General features: G+C 53.1%; 2 protein-coding genes. Both read right to left on the bottom strand.

Translation table 11 applies throughout. The features are described 5' to 3' along the window. Positions 1–31 precede the first annotated feature (31 nt). A complete protein-coding gene (locus HMPREF1548_RS00415) occupies positions 32–1,069 on the bottom strand; it encodes a glycosyltransferase family 2 protein (RefSeq protein ID WP_270495039.1) in 1,038 nt (345 codons plus the stop codon). A gap of 79 nt (positions 1,070–1,148) precedes the next feature. Beyond that, a partial coding sequence (locus tag HMPREF1548_RS00410; RefSeq protein WP_021633629.1) for a GNAT family N-acetyltransferase occupies positions 1,149–1,349 on the bottom strand: 201 nt, incomplete at its 5' end.

Raw genomic sequence — 1,349 nt, 5'->3', positions numbered from 1 at the left:
GCCTGTCCCCGCCGCGGGGTTCCTGCCCCGGTTAATTGTTTCCCGGCCTTGTCCGCCCCGGCCCGTTCTGTTCCTGTTCCTTCTGTCCTGGCCCCTGTCCCGGCCCGTTGCACAGGCCGTCCTCGGGCTTGTGCATCTCCTCGCCTACAATTTCCCGCACCACATACTGCGGCGCATTGTTCATACAGATATACATCCTGCCGATGTACTCGCCCACAAGCCCCACCATCAGCATCAGCATACCGCCGATAAACATGATCGCGGACATCAGTGAACTGAAGCCGATGGGCACCAGCGGATTCACCAGCTTTTTGATAATGGTATACAAGCCGTACAAAAAGCCGAGGAATGCGCAGCCGGTGCCGATCATGGTGGCGATCCGCAGCGGTTTTTCACTGAAGGCGGTAAAACCGTTAAACCACAGCCCCAGAAGCTTTCCCAGGGTATAGCCGGATTCTCCTGCTTTTCTGTCACGGTGCTCCACCGTAACATTTTTTATATTGCGTGTGGCGCGCAGGACAAGGCCGATCACATAAGGATACGCATTCTGATAACGAAGCATCTCGTCCACAATAAACCTTCTTGCGGCAAAAAAGCTGGAGACATACAAATCCGACGGCTTTCCCAGCATGAATTTCAACATCAGATCATTGACCCTGCTGCCGAAATTGCGGAACGCATTATGGTGCTTATGCTCATATCTGGCATACACCACATCGCTGCCCTCTTCCAGCCCCTGCAGTAAATCCCCGATGGCATCGGCGGGCGTCTGGCCGTCATCGTCCATGCACACCAGATAGTCTCCCTTCACCTGATGGAAACCGGCCATCAGCGCAGCATGCTGGCCGAAATTCCTCGCCAGGTTTACGCCGCATATATTGTTATGCTTCTCGCAAAGCCTTCTGATTACCTCAAAGGTATTATCCGGAGAACAGTCGTTGACAAGAATAAGCTCCCAGCGGTATTTGTCCTTCAGATTGTCCATCTCCCTGCCGATATCCGCCACAACACCCTCCAGCATTTCGGCCGAACGATAGCAGGGAATTACTATGCTTACCAGTTTACTCATGAAATCTTCCCATCCGCCCGCCATACGGCAGACTTTTTTGTTTTTATCTGTAACAGTCTAGCGGTCCGCACTGTTACTCTTATCTGTTTTCGGGATACAGACGGGCCATCAGTATCAAATCACGATAACCGTCCCCGGTTTTTATCTCATCCCTGAGCAGCGCCTCCTTTTCGAAGCCCGCCTTTTCATAGCTTCTCACCGCGGCCGTATTGTCCGCAAATACCCGCAGCATCAGCTTGTGAAGCTTCAGGCTGCTGCCGGCATATTGAATCGCGACCCG

Origin of the sequence: Clostridium sp. KLE 1755 (genome assembly GCF_000466465.2) — a bacterium.
Taxonomy (GTDB): domain Bacteria; phylum Bacillota; class Clostridia; order Lachnospirales; family Lachnospiraceae; genus Eisenbergiella; species Eisenbergiella porci.
This window is presented reverse-complemented; position numbering and strand designations above follow the sequence as displayed.